Genomic DNA, 22248 nt, shown 5'->3' with positions numbered 1-22248 from the left:
TTCGTAAGTCCGAAACTTTTCCTTGAGCAGTGAGAGCGATAGATTATGCCTGCATCTCTTAATATGCTACCTTTGTAGCATTAAGAATGTGGGCGCTATCGTTTCAGCCAAGCTCAAAGGTTTCGGACCCTACGAATAAGGCGGAGCGAAGTGCCCCCTCTTTTTAAGTGAGACTCGCTGATATAGCGAGCAATGACCACCCGAACCAACATACAAAGCCCGCCTTCGGCCTTGCCAAACAGCAAGTTGCGGGGATTTCTTTGTTTTTACTCGCTTCTTAACCGGCCATTTTCAACCAAAAATCTTTACAAGAGCCTCATCAAGTCGCCTGTTTAATCTGTATCGCAGTCTCAAATTAAACCTACCGGATTAACCAATCCCTTTTCTAACACTAACGATTATGAAAAATGCGCTTCAACTACGCAACGGGCAAGCTTTTGCCCAAACCGAAACCAAAAACTACCACCACCATATATGTAGCAAGCATTGCCTTGCTGCTAACGACCATGTGTTTGGAAGCCCGCGCGCAGGCTGCCGCGGAGACTTCAGTGGCGGCTGCCGCTTTGGGTAGGGACACGTTGGATATTTTCAAAGATACACTCCAAATCGAAGAAGTGGAAGTCAATGCGGGGTATTATACCGTCACTGACCGTAGCCGCACGGGTAGCATTGGCAGAATCGATGCCAAAACGGTCTCCCGCCAGCCTGTAGGCAACGTGTTGGCATCCATGCACGGGCAGGTAACGGGAGTGGAAGTAACACAGCAAACCGGAATTCCGGGAGGGAATATCACATTACGCATACGTGGGCAAAACAGCCTGCTGAATGGGAGCGATCCCTTATACATCATCGACGGTGTACCTTTTTTACAGGGTCAATCCCCACTCAACCGACTGACTAACCCTACAAACGAAACAACGGACAACCCCAGAGCAGCTGGTTTCAGTCCACTTAGCCTGCTTAATCCTTCGGACATTGCGTCCATAGAAATCTTAAAAGACGCCGACGCCACTGCGATATATGGGTCGCGGGGGGCAAACGGCGTCGTGCTCATTACCACGAAAAAAGGTTTAGGAGAGCAATTCTCTATCAACGCAATTTATCGGACAGGCTTGAGCAATCCAACCCGTACCGTGGGCATGCTTACTGGTCCACAATACCTTGCCATGAGAAGGGAAGCATTCACCAATGATGGCTTGATGCCCGACGCTTCCAATGCGCAAGACCTGACGGGTTGGGACACCTCCAGGTACACCAATTTCAATAAGCTGCTGTACCCCCGTAACGCCATGTACAACGACATGCAACTGTCTGTAACTGGTGGTAGCCTACTATCGAGTTACTTAATCTCAGCATCATACCACGATGAATCAACCGTATTCAATAGATCTGTGGCCAACCGCCGTTTCGGTTTGCAAAGCCGCGGCTCGGTGGAAGACAGCCACGGGAAATTTAAAGCCAACACTTCTTTGACCATCAACCGGTCTGATAACCACCTCCCGGTGCAGGATTTGACAAGATACCTCAATTCTTCCCCATACCTTCGTCTCTACAACGAGGACGGAACACTTGCCTGGGATAATAACGGAGTACCCTATCGGAACTTAGGGATGATAAACGCCAACCCGCTTGCCCATGCCGAGCGCCGATACCAAGCAACCTACTGGAACTTCATTGGGAATCTTTCGTTGGCATATCAATTTAACGAAGATTTTGCATTGCAGACAAATGCGGGATTCAATCTGACCACCAATGACGAACATAGCCGTAGCCCTACAGCATCGTTAGACCACTATTCAACAGTCAAGCCGAGCGCCAATTTTGCGAACGGCAAGACGGTGGGATGGATTGTTGAACCTCAGCTTTCTTATGAAAAAGAGATGAATCTGGGAGTGGTTTCAGCTTTGATCGGTGCGACGTGGCAAGATCAGGAACAATCTTCCGCCACCACATACGGCACAAATTACAGCGGTGATGCACTGTTGGGTTCCGTAACCGCTGCCGGCAACATCGTCTCATCAAATTCGTCTGTACAATATCGGTATCAAGGTGCATACACCCGGTTAAACTTCACGCTGAACGACCGTTATATTTTTAATCTCACGGGGAGAAGGGACGGCTCAAGCCGCTTTGGGCCGGCCAGCAGATATGCTTTCTTCTGGGCTGCCGGGGCCGCATGGATTTTCTCGAGCGAACAATTTATCGCTTTATCCGGTATTCTAAATTTCGGGAAGTTGCGTGCAAGCTATGGTGTTACCGGAAACGACCAAATTGGTGACTACCGTTACCTCGATCTGTGGTCACCCACATCATACACCTATGAGGGGCAACCCTCGTTGAACCCCACCGCGCTTTTCAATCCGAATTTCTCATGGGAAAGAAATAGAAAGCTCGAATTCGCCTTGGAAACGCGCTTTTTGAATAACAACATACGCATAGACCTGAACTATTTCCGTAACACATCAGACAATCAGTTAATCCAATATACGCTTCCGCAACAGACAGGGTTCGGATCGGTTGTACAAAACTTGCCCGCAACTATCTTAAACGCTGGGTGGGAAGTTTCACTCGGTTTCAATGTCGGATCAGGATCCATTTTCGGCTGGTCCTCATCCGTAAACCTCACCCTCCCGAAAAATAGATTACTGACGTTCCCGGATCTGGCTAGCTCGAGTTATAGTAAACAATTCGTCGTTGGCCGATCTTTGACTACAAGGCTACGTTACCAGTACCTTGGTGTGGATACCGAGACTGGTATCTACCGCTACCAAGACGTGGATGAAAATGGCGTATACAACAACGCGGATCTGGTGTTCCCCTCATCTAAAGACATTTACTTGTTTGGTGGTTTTAATAACAGCTTTTACCACAGACGATTCGAGTTGACATTCACGCTTGATTTCAAAAAACAGGACGGATACAACTACCTATTCAGCCTCGGAAGCAATGTTCCCGGATATGGCTATGCGAACCAACCTACGTTGGTACTTCGCCGATGGGAACAACCTGGCGACCAGGCTCCCGTGCAGCGCTTTACAGCCACCACCGGCGATGCCTACTTCAGTGCCTCGCGCTTGGCCAGCTCCAATGCTATTATATCCGATGCTTCTTTCGTCAGGTTACGGAGTCTCGCTTTTTCATATACCTTGCCGGATCGATTGACCGGCCGCATTGGATTTAGCCGATGCAGGCTTTCGATACAAGGCCAAAATCTATTCACAATGACAAATTATGAAGGTGCCGACCCGGAAAATCAAAACCTTTATGCCTTGTCGCCGCTGAGAACATGGGCTTTCAGCATCGATATGACTTTATAAACTGTAACACCATGAAAAGTATAACTGTTCTTATATCCGCTGTTGGGATTTCTATAATGCACATGGCCTGCGAATCGTTTCTGGCCATTGACCTCTCTCCCCAATTGATTGAATCAAAACACGTGTTTGCAGATGAGCAAGCGGCACTTTCCGCTGTTAACGGCGTATATATACAAATGCGATCGACGTCATTGGGAATCGGTAATGGGGGACTTACCGTATATTCCGGATTAGCGGTTGACGAATTACGCCCAGTAAACCAGCACGACACTTACAGCCCGTTCTATTTAAATACGCTGTCACCAGACAACTCGGCCATATCCAGCCAGCTTTGGGCTGCGGCATACCGAACAATCTACCACTGCAACAGTATTATCGAACAACTGGGAAACCCTTCGCTTACCGCTATCCAAAGCATCGTATTGGGCGAAATGAAATTTGTGAGGGCGTTCCACTACTATTATATGGTCCACTTGTTCGGGGATGTCCCGCTTATCTTAACAACGGATTACAAACAGAACATGCTTATGGGACGGACTGACAAATCGCTTGTCGTTGATCAAGTGCTCGCTGACCTACTGGACGCGGAAATGCGGCTCCCCGAATCCTATGCGACATCAGGAAAAATCCGACCCAACAAATGGGCGGCAACAACATTATTGGCCCGCCTTCAACTCCTATTAGGAAATTACGAAAATGCCTTACTGGGCGCGAACGAGGTTATCCAATCCGGTAGCTACACGCTGGAAAACGATCTTTCCAAGACATTTCGTATAAATAGTGCGGAAACAATCTAGGAAATTGCGCCCCGTAACGGAACTGGAAATAACCCTGAAGCGGGCGTACTTTTGCCGCCAAACGCGAACTCACTACCGATTTTGGCCATAACCGAAGAACTGCTTGCGCGCTTCAGTTCGGAAGACCTTCGCATGGAACATTGGATAGGGGATGCGGGAAATGGTCCGATACGAGTGGGTTATGCATCGAAATACAGGGCACAGGCCTTCGGTGAACGCTTGGAAAACCTCGTTGTTTTAAGATTGGCCGAACTTTACCTTATTCGAGCAGAGGCTCGACTACGATCGGGAAACCCGTCGGGAGCCCGAGACGACCTAAACACCGTCCGTAGACGTGCGGGCATTCCCCCGTCAGCTGCCGATGACGACGCCCTGCATTCTGCAATACAGGAGGAGCGACAAAGGGAGCTTTTTGCAGAATGGGGGCATAGGTGGTGTGATCTGAAACGATGGGGTATCCTTGATAGCGCGATGACTTCAATAAAGCCACATTGGGCATCCAGCTCAGCACTTTTCCCGATCCCTGAAGACCAAATACGTTATAACCCTTATTTGACACAAAACCCTGATTATTGATGAAAAATCTCGTTTCTATAATAGCTTCGCTATTACTTCTTCTTAATACCGGGTATGCTCAATACAAAGAGTTGAGCATCGGCGACACTGTGCCCGACTTCGTGTTGCGAAACGTCTACAACCATGATACAGACACATTGTGCTTCTCCGATTTACGTGGAAGGCTGGTAATCCTCGATTTCTGGAACACAACTTGTCTGCCTTGCCTAAAGGCCTTTCCCAAAGTTGATAGCCTACAATGTGAATTTTCCGAGAACGTGCAGTTTTTAGCGGTCAGTTCTTTAGGGCTAGCACAGACGGCAACCTTTTTCGATACCCGTACATTCGTGCATCGACCCAACATCCCCTTCGTTACGGGTGACACAGTACTCCATCAACTATTTCCCCACGTTGGTGTACCATACTATGTATGGATCGATAGTGACGGGGTGGTCAGACACCTAACGAGGCGTGATGAAGTCACGGAGGAAAAGCTCACTATGGCTATCGCGAAGCAACATTTTTCTGTTCGGAATACCGTGACGACTTCGATCCGGGAGACGTTGCTTGATACCGCTTTCCAATCTGATATCGCCTTTGGGTCTTACTTGGTAAGGCACAATTCAACTAAGAATTTATGGCTTATCAAGCCGTTGACCTCGAACTGCATTACTCTCTCGGGAAGTGTACAAGTGCTTTATCAGTTTCTTTATTCCCGGTTGGGGAACATTCGTTTTGATCCGTTTCAACCCCAACGCACCCAACTTGAAGCAAGGGATAAAACGCGTTATTCAAAGCCGCCCGAACTAAGGAATAGCTCTTTGGATGACTGGATGGACCGCCATCACTACCACTATCAATGCAGAGTACCCGACTCATGGGAAGGCAAAATATTTGATGCGGTAAAGACGGATTTCGAACGGTATTTCCCGCTACGGGCTTCAATAGAGAAAAGATCTGTTGACTGTTTGGTTCTTGTACGGGTCGATAGTGTAGATCGCTTGGCTTCGAAAGGAGGCCCTACCCTCAATACTTTTTTTGCGCAAGACCCGAGGAGCGAGAAAATGGATAGCATACGCCATTACCTGAATGGCGACTTCTCTTGGTTTTCACGATCCTTCGGTGTGACTCTCGAACACTTTTCATCGATGCCTTTTTTCGACGAGACTGACTATCACGGAAATGTGGACATTTCCTTTTCCGGAGAATCACTAGACAACCCTACCGAAGAGGGATTTCAATTTGAACTAAGACGATATGGCTTAGATTTGGTGAGAGAAACGAGGCGATTGGATGTCCTGGTTTTGAGAGATCCATAACTAGATAATGAAAAAGGGATGCCTACAACAGCACCCCTCTACCAGAAACGCAAAAGGTAATCTCGCTTAGTTTGCTTTGAAAATTGCTTGGTCCGCTGTAGGTGTTCCCACCGGCGTATTTGCAGGCAGATCGGGTTGATCTGACCCGTAAAGGCATACGATGCCAGCGTCCTCGCTACAACCAGCTTGCAAGGCTTGGCTACGCGTGCCGAAAAATGGAGTGCTACCATCTGTATGTGTTCCGGCTTCATTCGTCTGATACCAGTACATTGGTTCCTCTCCTTTCACTGTTTCATGTTCCTTCACCACGGGCTCTTCTCCAGCCTTAGTGACTTCGCGCTGCCCTGTACCTGGTACCAGCATCGCGGCGGCAAAAATGCCTGTAAACACATAATTGATAATCATACAGCAAAAATACCCTTCATTCGCCCCCGCTGTTGGTAGATATCCGGCCAAAACGTGGTATAAATCCGACCTTTTAGGTCAACGTGTTTTTTGCCAATACTGAACTTCATTTTTCCTAACTGCATGTGTATCTCAAAGCGCGTAAAGACAAAAAGCGGTAGTCAATAACGGTGTTTTTTCCGCACGGAGCTCGGCGTCTTTTTAAATTGCTTGCGGAAAAGCTTGCCAAACGCCGATAGATCGGTAAACTCCAAACGGTAGGCCACCGCTGATGCGGTTAGCCCTTCTTCAGTCAACAGCCGGAAGGCTTCGTTGAGGCGCAGGCGCATCAAGTAGCTTTGCAGGTTTTGACCATAATGCATGCGATGGACGCGGCTGAGATAATCGGGCGTCACATGAAAGTGCGCGGCAAGTTGTGTGATGGCGGGCGGGCGGCCCGCGTTTTTGGCCGCGTCGCGAAGGTAGCCACGTACGGCTTGGGCCAGCTGAAATGACCGCGCTGCGTGCGCCCCGGCGCCCTCGTGTGCATCCCGCGTGAGCTGGGTAAGTTGGGCAACGGGGCGATAGATGGCCGCATCCTGTACCATTCCCTCCTGCGGAGGGATGGTGGCCAGTGACAGCAACTGTGCGCGCATAGCAGGGGTAATGGGAAGATGGGGGGTGCTGCGGCAGGTGCGGCCGCCATCGCGCTCAAACGCATATAGGTAAGCAAGCGAGGTAGCTGCATACCGCCGTGGCCAGCCCTGCTCCACCACAAACCCGAAAAGCAGGTGACGGCCGGATTCCAGCTGTATTTCATAGTGGCCCTCGGTGGCCAATACCTGGGTGTGTTCATCGGCGTAGAGCCATAAATGGTCAGCATTGGTTTGCCGGCCTAACCGGAATGCTCCGGCCATGGTATAGAGCCAATGGAGATCTTCCCGCAGGCATTCCACGGTGAAACGGAGCCTTTTCGTGGTGTACACCTCGATGAGATAGGGATAGGCATGCCGTGCATCATGCCATTGCTCGGCTACCCACCACCCGTCGCCGCGCCAGCACCTCGCCGTTGCATAAGCGATGCGGTAGCTGCAGTCAGCCGGTAGCCGCTGCGATTCGTTCGCGTGGGGATAGTGGGAGGCAATATGAAGGCGAAAGGGAAGCTGCATACGTGCATATAGACCCAAAAAACCGGCGCCCCGTGGGGCGTCCGGCAGTAAAGCAGTGTCGGAAAACCGGGCTGGCACGGCAGTCACGGTTAAACATTTATTAATTTTTCCTGAATGCTAAATTAGGTGTGATCGCGCTGGGCGAATCTCCGAAATCGGGGATGTGCGCTTCAGAATTTTGAAGTATTGGCTTCGTAAATCTAAAGTTGCCGAAGTGGTGATGCACGCTATAGATTCCCACTCAGGTAGCCGGGGCTGATAGCAAGGTACCGGGCCAGGTCTTTTTTGGCAATGCGGCTGGCCAGGCCCGGGAAGGCAGACCGGAACGCTGCGGCACGCTCTTTTTTCAGCCCTTGGAGCAGTTCAAGGCGCTTCTTCAGCAGCTCCATCCACTCGGCGTATAGCTGATTGAACATCGCATTTAACAGGGGGTGCGCTTGTTTAAGACCGCGCAGGTCCGCGGCCGTGATTTTCAGCAATACGGAGTCTTCCAGTGCTTCGAAGTCCTGCTGCTGGTCTGACCAGGTGATGAAGCATGGTGTTCCATTGTCTAAAAAACGTTCGATCGCCGGGGTGTTGTTGATTACGTATTCCTGTTTGAGCAACCCGTCGGTTACAAAAAAGAAGTCGCCCATCAAGTAAGGCAACGAGCGCCCTTTAGGCCGCGTTACTTTGACGACGGCTTCTGACAATGCCTGCCAGGCAGCCGGAGTAATGCCAAGCAAGACCAGTTTGCGGTGTAAAATAGATACGTGTGTTTCCATATTGTTAGATTTTGCCAGTTAACAGTTTAATTGCGGACTATAAAAATGCAAAACATTTCCTATAGGCGGGTATTCACTTTCGTGTACATTTTATGCCGGACGAGTCGGCTTGCCGAAGCATCGGAAAAACGCTGTCGAGTAGACAGCAGTATCATTTTCGGCCACTTGATGATGCGGCGCCATCGTATTGCCAAGGTACAAATTGCAAATTAACGGTTTGCGCGGCTGCAATTTTCTGCGCAAATCGGTAAAGAGAAAAGCGCCCCGTACACAGGGCGGCTTTTCACCGCTTGCGGCGGAGCAGCCACCGGCATTCCACTGCAAGAGGTGCTCGAAGCATGTTTTCCGCTACGGCGGTAGGGAGGTCAGTTGACCACGGAGGCGGTTTTCGCGCGGTAAAAAACGAGCTTCTTTTTCTTCAACTCGTATCGGATCGGTGTGCCTTCCAGCTGTTCCGCCAATATTGTTTTCAATGGGACCAGTCGGTAGGTCGCCGGTTTGGCCCGGCAATCCGCCAACATGCGGGCATCCCACAGCATTGGGCAGCGCGTGATGGTATGCAGCCGGAAAAGGACACTTTCCAGGGTTTCCTGTGCATACACGTTTAAGGACACTTCGGTGGTTAATACATCGGGCGACGCCGACACAGCTTCGGGAAAGACCTTTTCCGAAGGAAGCAAAGCGAGCGAGCTGACAACGATGGCCAGCACCGGCCATTTGGAAATGGACATATTTTTTAGCTAGTTGACTGTATAAATGCGTTGATTGAAATCAGTACCAAAGATATCACAAAGACGCTGAACTGCAACAAGAAAATGACAAGCTTTTCGTTCATTTAACAAAAAAGAGTACTTTTGTTGCTCATTATACGATTGTCCGCATGCTTGACTCGCTCATTACCTCCAAAACACGTCTGCGTCTGCTGGTGAAATTTTTCATCAATGCCGCCAACAGGGGGCATATGCGGGGGTTAGCAGAAGAGTTCAACGAATCTACCAACGCCATCCGCAAGGAGCTTAACAACCTTTCCGAAGCCGGTTATCTCGAAAAGGAAGCCCAGCAGAACCGCGTATCGTACCGCGCCAATGTGAAGCACCCGTTGTTCAGTGCGCTGCAGGATATCGTACATAAATATTTGGGGCTGGACCGCATCGTGGAGACCGTGCTCAGCCGCATGGGAGAGGTAGAGCAGGTGGTGCTTACGGGAGACTATGCCGAGGGGCGCGACAGCGGCACCATTGAGGTCACCATTGTAGGAAAAGCGCTCAACGCTGACTACCTGGAGCAATTGGCACCCAAAGTGGAAGGGGTTATTGACCGGAAAGTTAAATTCACGTTGAGCGATCGAAAAATGAAAAGTGGACTGGTGTTATATGAGCAATAAGCAAGACGAATTTGCAACTTTCAAAAAAATGAGTACTTTTGTTGCTCGATTTGCCGTGAAAAAACAGAAAAACGACTTGAATAAATCATTGAATTAGCAAGTCGGCATATTGTAACCGCAAAAACACCGTTTATAGATAAACACCGAAATAGATGAGCGACCAATCTTCATCAAAAACCGTAGAAAATGCCCGTATCGCCATTATCGGCTTGGGGTATGTAGGTTTGCCATTAGCGATCGAATTTGGCAAAAAGTACGATGTGTTGGGTTTTGATATCAACACACAGCGCGTCAGCGAATTGCAGGCGGGCAAAGACCGGACACAAGAGGCCAGCATTAAAGATCTTAAAGCTGCAATGTCGTTGAAGCAAGAAAAGAAGCAGACCATAGGGCTTTCTTTTTCTGCAAATGTCGAAGATCTCCGTTCGTACAACACCTACATTGTCACCGTACCGACTCCCATCGATCAGTTTAAGGCGCCTGACCTGACACCACTGATCAAGGCGTCCGAAATGTTAGGTCGGGTTTTGAAGGTGGGTGACATTGTTATTTACGAGTCTACGGTGTACCCGGGCTGTACCGAAGAAGACTGTGTGCCGGTATTGGAGCGTGTTTCAGGGCTTCAGTTTAACAAAGATTTCTTCGCCGGATACTCTCCGGAACGCATCAACCCGGGCGACAAAATCAATACGCTCACCAAGATCAAGAAAGTGACCAGTGGTTCGACAGCTGAGATAGCAGACCGTGTGGATGATCTTTACCGTTCCATCATCGCGGCGGGTACGCACAAGGCACCAAGCATCAAAGTTGCTGAGGCTTCGAAAGCCATCGAAAACGCTCAGCGGGATGTCAACATTTCGTTTGTTAATGAGCTTTCACTCATATTTGACCGCATCGGTATTGATACCCATGACGTCATTGAAGCAGCAGGTACCAAATGGAATTTTTTGAAATACCAGCCGGGTCTGGTAGGCGGCCATTGTATCGGGGTGGATCCTTATTATTTAGCTCATAAAGCCCAATCTCTGGGCTATCACCCGCAGGTCATCCTATCTGGTCGCCGGGTGAATGATCAGATGGGCGCTTTCGTCGCTGACAAGGTTGTCAAACTCATGATTCAGAAAGACCACAAGATCAAAGACTCACGGGCGTTGATTATGGGCATTACATTCAAGGAAAACTGCCCGGATATACGGAATACCCGTGTGGTGGATATCTATCATGAACTAGCTCAGTTTGGTCTGAGTGTGGACATCTATGATCCATGGGCCGATGCAGGGGAGGTAAAACACGAGTACGGTTTGGATATTCTCAATGAAGTCGATAAAAACGTGGTATATGATGCTATTGTGGTCGCTGTTGCCCATAATGAATTTTTGAAGTTCGACTACCAAAAGGTAAAACGCAACAACGGTGTCATCTTCGATACTAAGGCATGTTTGAGTAGGGATTTAGTGGATGGGAGGTTATAGTACCAAAATAAGACCCGATGATTACAAAGCAATATGACTGCATTATCGTTGGAGCCGGTTTGGTCGGGTTGGCAACAGCGTATCAATTTTTAAAGCGACATCCAACCTCTCGCTTATTGATTATTGAAAAAGAAGCCTCTGTAGCAGCTCATCAGTCCGGACACAACAGCGGCGTCATCCATAGCGGCATCTACTACAAGCCGGGCAGCCTCAAAGCGCAGAACTGCATTGCAGGCTATAAGCATTTGCTCAACTTTGCTAAAGAACAAGGCATTCCCTATGACCTCTGCGGAAAGCTGATCATAGCCACTTCAAAAGAAGAAGTCCCCGTATTGCACAATATTTTCAACCGCGGCGTAGAAAATGGGTTGAAACAGCTTAAGTTCCTTTCAAAAGAAGAAATCAAAGCCTATGAGCCTCACGCCGCGGGTATAGCGGCTATACACGTGCCCCAAACCGGCATCATAGACTATCCTGCTATGGCGCGACGGCTGCAAAACCTGATCACGGAAGCGGGTGGGGAAATCGCATTTTTAGAAACTGTAGTCAATATCCTTACAGAACACGGCTCTGTATACCTGGAAACCGATAAGCAAAGCTACACAGCCACCCGGGCTGTGACGTGTGCAGGCCTGCACTCCGATCGTGTTGCATTCAGCACCGGAAACGCGGACGACCTGCGCATCATTCCCTTTCGTGGCGAATACTATAAGCTTAAGCCCGAAAAGGAGCACCTGGTCAAAAACTTAGTTTATCCGGTTCCAGACCCGAAGTTCCCTTTCCTTGGCGTGCATTTCACAAGAATGATCCAGGGAGGCGTTGAAGCCGGCCCGAATGCCGTTTTAGCGTTCAAAAGGGAAGGCTACCGCTTCACTAACCTCAGTTTGACAGACACCTTCGATACTTTTGCATGGCCAGGTTTTTGGAAAATCGTTGCCAAGTATGGTAAGACCGGCATGGGAGAAATCTATCGGTCGTTGTCCAAGTCGGCCTTTACTAAAGCGCTGCAGCGTTTGCTCCCAGAGATACAGGAGTCAGATCTTGTTCCCGGAGACGCGGGTGTGCGGGCGCAGGCTTGCGACCGCAAGGGCAATCTTATCGATGATTTTGACATCAGCAAGGCAGGTAACGTAGTCCATGTACGCAACGCCCCGTCACCAGCGGCCACGTCCTGTTTATCTATCGGGAATTATATCACAAACCAGCTTATCGCTAATTAGAGATTTATGGATAAAAAAATACAGATGGTTGATCTGAAAGGCCAATATCTTCGTATAAAAGAAGAAATTGACCAAGCGCTTCTGTCAGCTGTGTCGGAAACAGCATATATTAACGGCCCTCAGGTCAAAACATTCATTGAATCGCTCAAATCATTCAACCAAGTGAACCATGCCGTGACCTGCGGTAATGGCACGGACGCTTTACAGATTGCCATGATGGCCCTCGGGTTTAAGCCCGGTGGCGAAGTCATCGTACCCGCGTTCACTTACATTGCCACAGTAGAAGTCATTGCGTTATTAGGCCTCACTCCCAAATTCATCGATGTCCAGCCAGACACCTTTGAACTCGATTATGAGCAGCTGGAGGCAACGATCACCGAAAAAACAGTAGGCATTGTACCAGTTCACCTATTCGGGCAGTGCTCTAACATGGAGGCTATCAATGCTATTGCCGGCAAGCACGATGTTGCCGTTATTGAAGATACCGCCCAAGCAATGGGTGCGGAATACATCTTTGCTGACGGTCGGAAGCAGTTTGCTGGAACGGTAGGTACGATAGGCACCACCTCATTCTTCCCTTCCAAAAACCTTGGATGTTTCGGTGACGGCGGTGCGCTTCTGACCAACGATGCGGAGTTGGCACAACGCGCTCATATGATTGCCAATCACGGTCAACGGCAAAAATACCACCATGAGTCGATTGGAGTAAACTCCCGGCTGGACACTGTACAGGCCGCGGTTTTGAACGTTAAAATAAAATATCTTAGTAGATACGCTGACGCACGACGCACAGTTGCGCAAAAGTATGACATTGCACTCGCCGACATTGAAGGATTAACAACGCCTAAGCAGGCTCCGTACTCCACTCATGTCTACAACCAATACACCTGCCAAATAGCAGACGGAAGACGGGATGCCTTAAAAGCATTTTTACAGGAACGCGGCGTCCCCACTATGGTGTACTACCCCATTCCCGTACACCTTCAACAGGCATATCGGCAATATGGGTATAATGAAGGCGATTTCCCCGTCTCAGAACAACTCTGCAAGAACGTGCTTTCATTGCCTATTCACACTGAAATGGAGCTTGAAACCCAGGATTACATCATCGAACAAATAAAGGACTTCTTTGCGTATGGAAACAACCAATAACTATTCCGCACACCCAACCGCCGTCATTGACGAAGGGGCGGAAATTGGTGCTGGCACCAAAATTTGGCATTTTTCGCACATTATGCCCAATTGCAAAATCGGCGAACGGTGTAACATTGGTCAAAACGTAGTCGTGTCTCTAGGGGTGACTCTGGGCGTGAACGTGAAAGTACAGAACAACGTGTCAATCTATGAGGGTGTGACCTGTGATGACGATGTCTTTCTCGGTCCCTCCATGGTATTTACCAACGTAACGAACCCGCGCAGCGCAATTAACCGCCGCGGCCAATATGCCAAAACGCACGTAGGCAAAGGCGCTTCTATCGGCGCAAATGCGACGATCGTTTGTGGACATGATATCGGCGCATACGCTTTCATTGGAGCCGGCGCTGTCGTAACGAAAAACGTACCCCCATATGCACTGGTCGTCGGCAACCCTGCCCGCCAGATCGGCTGGGTGAGCGAATACGGTCACCGTCTGCGATTCGATGAAAGCAATCGGGCAATATGTCCGGAATCACAACAGGAATACGAGCTAAAAGATAACCAAGTACAACGAATCAAATAAATGACACCACTGAATCGAAAAGTCAAATTTGCTGTTATCGGCTGCGGCCACATCGGAAAGCGCCACGCCGAAATGATCACCCGCAATGAAGAAAGCGAGCTTGTCGCACTTATTGACATTAAGGATAAATCGCAATTAGGAATTGACGAATATCGTGTACCATTCTTTAATTCCCTTGATGAGTTCCTGAACTCCGGAATTGACGTTGACGTTGTTAATATTGCCTCCCCCAATGGCTTCCATGCGGAACAGGCAATGAAATGCCTGGAAGCGCGCAAGCACATCGTGGTGGAAAAACCAATGGCGCTCACCAGGCAGGATGCAGAGAAGGTCATTTTTAAAGCACTGCAAGTTCACCGGCAAGTATTTGCCGTCATGCAGAACCGCTACTCGCCGCCATCGGTTTGGATCAAGGACCTGATTGAAAGCGGGCGATTAGGCAAAATCTATATGGTACAGCTTAATTGCTATTGGAACCGCGACAACCGCTACTACAAACCTGAAAGCTGGCACGGTAAGAAGGACCTGGACGGCGGTACGCTCTTTACCCAATTTTCACACTTCATTGATATCATGTATTGGCTATTTGGCGACATCACAAATATACAAGGCAAATTCAATGACTTCAACCATCAGGACTTGACGGATTTTGAAGACAGCGGATTTGTGAACTTTGATTTTGTAAACGGAGGTATGGGTTCGCTGAATTATTCCACTTCTGTCTGGAATCAGAATCTGGAAAGCTCCATGACCATTATTGCCGAAAACGGATCGGTCAAAATCGGAGGGCAATATATGGATAAGGTAGAGACCTGCAACATCAAGGATTATGAGATGCTGGTACTTCCTCCGACAAATCCCGGCAACGACTATGGGGCTTATAAAGGGTCGGCTGCCAATCATCACTACGTCATCGAAAATGTTGTCGACGTTCTAAACGGAAAGGCCGCTATAAGCACCAATGCGTTGGAAGGACTGAAGGTCGTAGACATTATTGAGCGAATATACGCGGGAAAGCATTGATCAAGAACATACTAAAGTCGGATTTTAACAGGAATTTTGCTACGCTTTTTTCGGGGTCGGTTTTGGCTCAAATAGTTCCCTTGCTAGCGAGCGTATTCCTAGTGCGGTTATTCACCCCTGAAGATTTTGGGATATTGGCTATCTTTAATGCCATGGTCTTTGTTTTCGTCTCTGCGATTAATCTTAGGTACGAGTTTGCAATCCCCTTACCCAAAGAAGATGCAGACGCCATTAGCTTGGCTTTTCTTTCCATGATCGTTGCCTTTGCGGTCTCCTTACTTCTCTTCGTCGTTTTTATTTTGTTTAAGCAGCCAATATTAATCCTGATTGGAGGGGACGGGTTGGGAAGCTGGCTGTATCTAGTCCCTTTCGCGGCGTTTCTAGGAGGACTATATAACGCTTTAAATTACTTTTCTCTCCGATTCAAGAAATATAAGACCATAGCAGGATCAAACATCATTAGGTCTGTGTCAAATGCAGGGTTACAGTTGGGTTTTGGTTTGGCAGGGATCAATTACGTTGGCCTGATTTTAGGAAGTTTCTTCTCTGCCTTATTTGGAAATTATAAAATGATAAGACATTTTATGTCGCATCGCAGCGAATTTAAAAAGGTGACAAGAAGCACCATCGTTCAAAATGCTAAGCGTTATAAAAAATTTCCTTTGATTTCTGTCTGGGGTATACTAATTAATAATTTATCTGTTAATATAAATACTTTTTTCATTTCGAATCTATATGGTATTAAGCAGCTAGGATACTACTCTTATGGTTACCGATATCTAAATGTTCCCTTATCGCTAATAAGCAACAATATGGGACAATTATTCTACCAAATTTGTGCTGATCGCTATAAGGAAGGTAAAGCGGCTTCCAAGGAGTTTTTATCGACACTGAAAAAACTGCTAATTATCTGCATGCCAGTATTCACTGTTTTGTTTTTTGTTATTGAAGACTTATTTGCGCTTATGTTTGGCGAAGCATGGCGTGTGGCAGGAACCTATTCAAAAATTTTATTACCTCTTTTTTTTATAAGGACTGTTTATGGGCCTTTGAGTCTGGTTACCGGAGCCTTCGAAAAACAGGGACTCGCGTTAATTCTGCAAATAGTGCTTTTTTCGGCAAACATCGTTTCCTTTACAATATCGTATGTTTATAAGTTTAGCATATCACACTTCTTATTTTTGTATATGTCTCTAGGTAGCGTAGTGTATAGCTGTCTTCTGTTGGTATTGTACTTAGTGTCAAAAAAATTATTGTAACCCATTGACAGGTGGATAGAGATGAAAAATACTGTGGCAATTTTGAGAAGCTAGTCAATGGTCGCCATAACCGATATGTTTGCTTATTGACTCATAGAATTTAGATACGATTTGAAATGCGTTTTGGTGAGGTGGGAAAGGCATTAAATGGTATAATAGCATATAGATGAAACAGTAAGCACAGAACATAGAATATCTTTAAAAGTCATTAGCTAATTCGCATGAAGTTTAACTCTCAAAATGGAACGAATAAGGCAATAGTTTTTAATTGCAACTTCAATGGACTCAGTATCATACAAGAGCTTGGCAGACGCGGGGTATCATGTATTGCTATGGATTGTAGCCGGTCTATTGGCACGTATTCGCGGTACGCCAAGTACGTCAAATGCGCCGATCCAGCTGGCTATGAATCAAGATTTATAGATCAACTATACGAACTATGTAAAAAAGAGAAGGAAAAACCGGTTCTATTCCCGACAAATGACATTTGGGCGCAGGCCATTGCGAGGAACAAAACAGCACTTTCCGCGGTGAGTATACCTTGCGTTTCAAACCAAGAGGTTGTAGAATTGGTCCTTGACAAACAAAAGTTTTATGAACTGGGTAATCGTAACAGCTATTTAACGCCGCGTACATACACCTTGTCTCAAGTGATGAAATGTCTTGATATTGATTTTCCCATTATTGCAAAGCCGAACGCTAGGCGCAGTTCGTCGGACCACGGCTTGGACGCTAAGTTGCTTGAGACCGAATTAGACCGTTTGAGACTAACAAAAATCTACGATAAGCGTGCTCTAGAGACTTTTCTAACAAAGGAAAAGGACTACCTACCATTTCTGATATTTCAACAGCTTATTATGGGCGTTTCTGATCAAATGTTTACTGTGGGCGTATATGCTGACGTACATAGCGATTTAATAGGTACATTTACAGGAAGAAAAGTAAGGGGGTATCCTGCAGAATATGGGGATTGCATCGTAGGAGAGGTTTACCAAGTCCCTGATAGATTAATAGAAAATACCGCCAAAATTGTAAAAGAACTAAAGTATAAGGGAATTGCAGAGTTTGAATATAAAAGACATGAAATGACAGGAGTGTACTACTTGATCGAGATAAACCCAAGATCATGGTCATGGATTGGAATTACGCCAGCCTGCGGCGTTAGTCTACCTTGGTTGGCTTACACAGATTTGCTCAAAGCTGACTATGACGGAAAACACAACTGCAAACATTTAAAAAATGGAGAGGTGAAGTATGTCAAATACTTGGAGGATTTCGACAATTGTATCAATAATTATAAAAAGCACTTCCCGCTCTGGCACATGGGCTTAAAACAATGGAAAAATAGTCTAGCTTGTCAGAAGCTTGTAAAAGCTGAGTTTAGTCCGGACGATATTACGGTTTCACTAGCTAGTATTAAGAATTTTATCGTCAATAAAACTAAAAGACTTATAAAAAGGACTTAGTATTATGCCCAAGACTATAATTAATCTTATAAGGCAACGGGTTTACCGTTTTAAAATGAAAACGAAGGGTATTGTTATACATAACAATACCATCCTAACCAACACAAAGTTCAAGGGTAGAGCCGTAATAGAGCCTTATTCTCGGATAGTAGGAGATCCCTTAATAGTCATTGGAAACAACTTTTACATTAATGCAGATTGTCATCTATCCGGTGAAATATACATCGGAGACGATGTGATGATTGGTCCGAAAACAGTGATCTGGTCACGAAATCATGGGACGATACTAAACGGCATTCCAATGTGTAGTCAAGAATCGATCCGTCGCCCTGTCAATATAGGAAACGATGTTTGGATTGGTGCTAACGCGACAATACTCATGGGAGTTTCCATAGGTAGCGGAGCCGTGGTAGGCGCCGGAGCAGTAGTAACCAAAGATGTACCCGAGAACGCAATAGTTGTTGGGAACCCAGCAAAGATCATAAAATTTAGAAGATGATCATCATTGAAACAAGTAAGACGTGCGTCCCTGAGAAGAATTACGTTTTCGAAGTCGTACTCTCTGAATTTTTAGGCCTAGATTATACGGTGCGTTTCGATGATTCAATCAGTGATAAAACCACCATTAGTATAGATGCTCCGGGCCCCCGTAAGGATATAGAACTCAACGACACCTTCTTTCGAAATGCCTCGGTAAAATGGCTTTCTGACGACACTCTCCCCAAAATGCCGTTAAAAGTTCTTCATCTGAATAGGACCTTCCTTACAGAATCGCTGCCTTTTTCAGACATCAATGTTCTATTTGGTGAAGCCTACATAGTTCGCAATGATGAAAGCAATATTTCATGTGGCATCGATCTATTTGGCAGTATATTTTTTATGCTAAGTCGTTATGAAGAAATGGTGGTCGATGATCGAGACAGCCATGACCGCTTTCCAAGCAAATCTTCCGTCGCCTACAAAGCTAGCTTTTTAACGCGGCCTATTGTAAACGAATACGTAGAAATACTATGGCAACTAATCTCTGATCCAAATTCAAGGTTAAGTAGAAAAAAGCAATCGTTTCGAATAACGTTGACCTGCGACGTTGATTGGCCGTTTAATCCGATTAACGAAAATTATAGGCTTCTTGCCAGAAAAATTACGAGCAATCTAATCAATTCGTTGGACTTTCGAACGAGTGTGAGAAACGTGAAAGAGTTTTTTAATGTCAAAAAACACGGGTGGAGAGCGGATTCTCACAACACGTTTAACTATCTCATGAGGTTAGCAGAGAAGAACAACACCGGAATGGCCTTTTATTTTATATGTGACCATACCGCTGGCCAAATTGACGGCAATTATACGCTGGACAATCCAATGATCGAGAAACTTATGTTGGACATTCACCATAGAGGTCATGAAATAGGGCTACATTCCAGCTATAACACATACTTAAATCAGAAACAAACGCAAAAAGAAGCAACAATTTTGACCGACAAACTACAGCGACTTGATATCAAGCAAAGTCATATTGGAGTCAGACAGCATTATCTAAGATACCGAACGCCTGAAACCATCACGCATTTGGATAGCGCTAACTTACAGTACGATTCGACATTATCTTATGCCGATCACGTCGGATTCAGGTGCGGTACTTGTTATGAGTATACCATGTATGATTTAAAGAATAGAGCGAAGCTAAAAATAAAAGAACGCCCACTTATAGCCATGGAAACAACTGTAATTTCATCAAACTACATGAATTTAGGCTATACAGGAGAAGCAATTAAAACTTTCAAACATTTGATGAAACAATGCTATTTTTATAAAGGAAATTTTATATTACTCTGGCACAATTCATTTTTTCACGATCAAAGATGTTTCAATATTTTGGAAGAAATCGTTAGCGAAAGGTTCTGACAGCGCCTTACACAAATAAGATAGATCCATGTACCTTGTAGTAGGCATCATAGTTTTAATAGGGGCCATTACTCTATTCAAAAATGCGGCAGGCACATTAAATCCTTTGAAATTGAACATGATCTCTTGGATTGCGTACTACAACGTTATCCTACAGTGTTTTTTTTCAGCCATCCTAGTAGTTTACTCCGTTGATAATCACTATCAAATAAGTAAATTATCGAGCGAGGCACCGAGACAAATGGGTTACTGGGCAATTCTGTATACAATGTTAATGCTGCCTTTAGGTATGCTGCTTGCCAATAAAATATTCGCCGCTAACACTAGAATGTTATTTAAGAAGTATGTTGCGCAAAGAATCACTCCATATACATCTAATACTGACTCATTTGTCCGGTTTCCACTCTACTTAGTCACCACAATGTGCGCCTTATCTGTTGTATACACCTACATCATGATGCGAGAAATCCCCATTATTGAACTGGTAAAAGGTGGTGACGCTCTGTTATTAGCGGGACTAAGGGAGGAAGTCGGAAGAGAATTCAAAGGAAACCCAATATTTCGTAATGTTTTCGGGCTCCTTTTGACGCCAATCATATCATATATTGCATATGGTTATTATCGGATGACCCGACGCCTTAGAGATCGAATTTGGTTTTGGGGCACATTCATTCTGTCGATATTGATATTGACGTACAATATGGCAAAAGCTCCTGTGGTATTATATCTGATAGGATTTCTCTTTTTTAGAGTGTACGAAAAAGGGCAAATAAAGAGGTTTACGCTGATTTATTCAGGTGCGGGACTCATTACTATGCTTTTGTTAATGTACTCATTTCTTAGCCCGTCTGAATCGAATATTTTGTTTAGTCTGAGTTTTGGTATCCCAGGACGAATACTGTTAAGTCAAAGTGCAGGAATATATTTTAGTTTTGAGACATTTCCTCAGCATCATGACTTCTTGGGCTTCAGTAGCTTTGCACAGCTTACCGATTTATTAGGAATTGAGCGGTCGGAACGATCCGCAAGAATATTAATGGAGCGGTACAACCCAGAAGCAGTCGAGGAGGGTACAGCAGGAGTTATGAATTCACTATTTATTGCAGAGGCTTGGGCAAACTTCGGAAAATTCGGCCTACTAGCATCACCGTTATATGTAGGTTTTCTAATCCAGTCCATGTATATATTCTTTCTGAGGATGAAAAAGACTCCCGTGTTCTTGGGCTTGTTTTGTTATTTTTCCTATAAAGGAGCGATAAGTGGTGGATTCAACGAATACCTATACCATCCGATAATGTTAATGCTGTCAGCCGTATTGCTGCTAATCATATTTTTATCGAAGTATCTTCAACTAATAAAAGGCTATGGACAAAAGAATCATATTCCACCTTCCGTACAAACCAGATCCAAATAGAATTTCAGCAAGCCAAATTCGTCCATTTAAGATGCTTGATGCTTTCAGGAAAATAGGATATCGAGTTGATGTTGTAATGGGGGTTGGGAAAGAAAGAAAAAAGCAAATTAAAACAATCCAAGACAATATAGAGGGGGGTATTAAATATGAGTTTGTATATTCCGAAAGTTCGACTATGCCAACGTTGCTCACTGAGCATCACCACTTCCCCACTTTTCCGTTAATGGACTTTAGTTTTTGGAGATATTGCAAGAACCACAATATCCGAATCGGCCTTTTTTATAGAGACATCCATTGGAAGTTCAAATTTTACAACGATCAGGCAAGCCCCTTGAAAAGGATAGTAGCCAAATTTTTTTATAAGTATGATATTCTTCAATACACAAAATTAGTAGACGTATTGTTTCTGCCATCCTTAAAAATGAAGAAATACATACCGGAGTTAAAGAAAGAAACGATCAGTTTGCCCCCTGGCACCCTGTCAATGAAAAATCAATTTTCGGAGCCGACTTGGTGTCATCCAATTCGGATATTATACGTGGGAGGGATTGGAGGAGACATATACGACCTAACCTTATTCATTAAACAGGTTGTTGAATACTCCCACATCGTATTTACGATCTGTTGCAGACATGACGACTATCAGAAACTAGAAAATCCGATGCGTGAAACAATTGATAGGAGTGATAACATCCGCGTTGTCCACAAAAAGGGTGATGAGCTAATCGATCTATATAAGACCTGTGACCTCTGTTGCCTGTTCGTTAAACCGACAGAGTACTGGCAATTCGCTATGCCCGCAAAGTTGTTTGAATATATTTCTTACTTAAAACCAGTTCTTTCAGTAGAGAATACAGCTGTGGGCAATTTTGTAAAAAAAAGTGCGATTGGTTGGGCTATTAAATTCAGTAAGGAACACATAAAGCAATGGATGGAAGCATCCAAACTCGGTCCCATTGATTCAAACTTAAAAGATTTTCAAAAAAATCTGGTTCATGTGGCGCAGACAAATACATGGGACAACCGAGCGACGGAGGTCGCATTATCTTTATCAGCCGTCACAAACCGGAATAATTAGGTTCT

At 45.8% G+C, this 22248-nt stretch carries 19 protein-coding genes and 2 pseudogenes; 17 read left to right on the top strand and 4 right to left on the bottom strand.

Annotated elements, in window-relative coordinates:
* Positions 1–407 precede the first annotated feature (407 nt).
* The 4 genes from ACFOET_RS05770 (at position 408) to ACFOET_RS05755 (ending at position 5988) form a co-directional block, all read left to right on the top strand.
* A complete protein-coding gene (locus ACFOET_RS05770) occupies positions 408–3317 on the top strand; it encodes a SusC/RagA family TonB-linked outer membrane protein (RefSeq protein WP_379020496.1) in 2910 nt (969 codons plus the stop codon).
* Positions 3318–3328: 11 nt separating this feature from the next.
* On the top strand, positions 3329–4114 hold the full coding sequence (locus ACFOET_RS05765) for a RagB/SusD family nutrient uptake outer membrane protein (RefSeq protein WP_379020494.1): 786 nt from the start codon (positions 3329–3331) through the stop codon (positions 4112–4114).
* 81 nt (positions 4115–4195) lie between these two features.
* On the top strand, positions 4196–4690 hold the full coding sequence (locus tag ACFOET_RS05760) for a RagB/SusD family nutrient uptake outer membrane protein (protein ID WP_379020492.1): 495 nt from the start codon (positions 4196–4198) through the stop codon (positions 4688–4690).
* The gene (locus tag ACFOET_RS05755; protein ID WP_379020490.1) at positions 4690–5988 is read left to right on the top strand and encodes a TlpA family protein disulfide reductase; all 1299 of its coding nucleotides are present in this window, start codon (positions 4690–4692) and stop codon (positions 5986–5988) included. Before ACFOET_RS05760 ends, ACFOET_RS05755 begins: the two co-directional genes overlap by 1 nt.
* A gap of 66 nt (positions 5989–6054) precedes the next feature.
* Here the strand turns inward: ACFOET_RS05755 and ACFOET_RS05750 are convergent, their stop codons facing one another.
* The 4 genes from ACFOET_RS05750 to ACFOET_RS05735 all read right to left on the bottom strand — a co-directional run bounded on the left by ACFOET_RS05750 (position 6055) and on the right by ACFOET_RS05735 (position 9036).
* Positions 6055–6393: a hypothetical protein gene (locus ACFOET_RS05750; protein ID WP_379020488.1), complete on the bottom strand. Its 339-nt coding sequence runs from the start codon at positions 6391–6393 to the stop codon at positions 6055–6057.
* A gap of 161 nt (positions 6394–6554) precedes the next feature.
* A complete protein-coding gene (locus tag ACFOET_RS05745) occupies positions 6555–7541 on the bottom strand; it encodes a helix-turn-helix domain-containing protein (protein WP_379020487.1) in 987 nt (328 codons plus the stop codon).
* A 227-nt stretch (positions 7542–7768) separates the two neighbouring features.
* Positions 7769–8305, bottom strand: a complete 537-nt coding sequence (locus ACFOET_RS05740; RefSeq protein WP_379020485.1) for a cyclic nucleotide-binding domain-containing protein — start codon at positions 8303–8305, stop codon at positions 7769–7771.
* 365 nt (positions 8306–8670) lie between these two features.
* Positions 8671–9036: a hypothetical protein gene (locus ACFOET_RS05735; RefSeq protein WP_379020483.1), complete on the bottom strand. Its 366-nt coding sequence runs from the start codon at positions 9034–9036 to the stop codon at positions 8671–8673.
* A 149-nt stretch (positions 9037–9185) separates the two neighbouring features.
* Between ACFOET_RS05735 and ACFOET_RS05730 the strand changes: the two genes are divergently transcribed.
* The 13 genes and pseudogenes from ACFOET_RS05730 (at position 9186) to ACFOET_RS05670 (ending at position 22243) form a co-directional block, all read left to right on the top strand.
* Positions 9186–9689, top strand: a complete 504-nt coding sequence (locus ACFOET_RS05730; protein ID WP_379020481.1) for an ArsR family transcriptional regulator — start codon at positions 9186–9188, stop codon at positions 9687–9689.
* Between the two features lie 152 nt (positions 9690–9841).
* Entirely contained in the window at positions 9842–11161 is a 1320-nt protein-coding gene (locus ACFOET_RS05725; protein ID WP_379020479.1) for a nucleotide sugar dehydrogenase, read from the top strand.
* A gap of 17 nt (positions 11162–11178) precedes the next feature.
* The gene (gene lhgO, locus ACFOET_RS05720) at positions 11179–12381 is read left to right on the top strand and encodes an L-2-hydroxyglutarate oxidase (protein WP_379020477.1); all 1203 of its coding nucleotides are present in this window, start codon (positions 11179–11181) and stop codon (positions 12379–12381) included.
* Between the two features lie 6 nt (positions 12382–12387).
* The gene (locus ACFOET_RS05715; RefSeq protein ID WP_379020475.1) at positions 12388–13533 is read left to right on the top strand and encodes a DegT/DnrJ/EryC1/StrS family aminotransferase; all 1146 of its coding nucleotides are present in this window, start codon (positions 12388–12390) and stop codon (positions 13531–13533) included.
* Complete coding sequence (locus ACFOET_RS05710; protein ID WP_379020473.1) at positions 13517–14101, top strand: acyltransferase; 585 nt, start codon at positions 13517–13519, stop codon at positions 14099–14101. Before ACFOET_RS05715 ends, ACFOET_RS05710 begins: the two co-directional genes overlap by 17 nt.
* Positions 14102–15124 carry a Gfo/Idh/MocA family protein gene (locus ACFOET_RS05705; protein WP_379020471.1) on the top strand — a complete coding sequence of 341 codons (1023 nt, stop codon included), beginning with the start codon at positions 14102–14104 and terminating at the stop codon, positions 15122–15124.
* A complete protein-coding gene (locus ACFOET_RS05700; protein WP_379020469.1) occupies positions 15121–16383 on the top strand; it encodes a lipopolysaccharide biosynthesis protein in 1263 nt (420 codons plus the stop codon). The genes ACFOET_RS05705 and ACFOET_RS05700 overlap by 4 nt, the downstream gene beginning before the upstream one ends.
* A gap of 221 nt (positions 16384–16604) precedes the next feature.
* Entirely contained in the window at positions 16605–17849 is a 1245-nt protein-coding gene (locus ACFOET_RS05695; RefSeq protein WP_379020467.1) for a carboxylate--amine ligase, read from the top strand.
* Between the two features lie 4 nt (positions 17850–17853).
* A pseudogene (locus ACFOET_RS05690) lies at positions 17854–18099 on the top strand (hypothetical protein); the annotation flags it as partial.
* 87 nt (positions 18100–18186) lie between these two features.
* Positions 18187–18348, top strand: a pseudogene (locus ACFOET_RS05685) (DapH/DapD/GlmU-related protein); the annotation flags it as partial.
* Positions 18345–19751 carry a polysaccharide deacetylase family protein gene (locus ACFOET_RS05680; protein WP_379020465.1) on the top strand — a complete coding sequence of 469 codons (1407 nt, stop codon included), beginning with the start codon at positions 18345–18347 and terminating at the stop codon, positions 19749–19751. The pseudogene ACFOET_RS05685 and the gene ACFOET_RS05680, both read left to right, overlap by 4 nt.
* Before the next feature lie 454 nt (positions 19752–20205).
* A complete protein-coding gene (locus ACFOET_RS05675; RefSeq protein WP_379020463.1) occupies positions 20206–21165 on the top strand; it encodes a hypothetical protein in 960 nt (319 codons plus the stop codon).
* Positions 21116–22243, top strand: coding sequence for a glycosyltransferase family protein (locus tag ACFOET_RS05670; RefSeq protein ID WP_379020461.1), 1128 nt, complete (start codon positions 21116–21118; stop codon positions 22241–22243). Before ACFOET_RS05675 ends, ACFOET_RS05670 begins: the two co-directional genes overlap by 50 nt.
* Positions 22244–22248: the final 5 nt, after the last annotated feature.

This window comes from Parapedobacter deserti (genome assembly GCF_042646065.1).
GTDB classification, from domain to species: domain Bacteria; phylum Bacteroidota; class Bacteroidia; order Sphingobacteriales; family Sphingobacteriaceae; genus Parapedobacter; species Parapedobacter deserti.
This window is presented reverse-complemented; position numbering and strand designations above follow the sequence as displayed.